This is a genomic window from Streptococcus sp. HMSC034E03, assembly GCF_001811505.1.
Lineage (GTDB): Bacteria > Bacillota > Bacilli > Lactobacillales > Streptococcaceae > Streptococcus.
Genome location: NZ_KV804943.1, coordinates 1 through 217 on the forward strand (window position 1 = coordinate 1; position 217 = coordinate 217).

Here is a 217-nt window from a genome sequence, read left to right on the forward strand (position 1 = left end):
CACCAGCAGTCATTACTTATTCAGGTACTCCAGCACCAGAAGGGAAATTTACACAAAACGACTTAGATGCTGCCACTAGAGGTGAAAATCCAAAAGGTGTAGCTTTAGGATGGCGTTATGCAACTGCAACGGATACAGATGGTGCGAAAATTGAGAATGGAGCAACAAGTGCTTCAAACCCAACTGACCCAGGTGCATTCCGTGTCATGCTTAAGGG

Annotated in this window: 1 protein-coding gene; it reads left to right on the forward strand. The window is 45.6% G+C overall.

All coding sequences use genetic code 11. The features are described 5' to 3' along the window. The coding region (locus HMPREF2805_RS11205; protein WP_186822540.1) for a hypothetical protein at positions 1-217 on the forward strand (217 nt) is incomplete at both ends.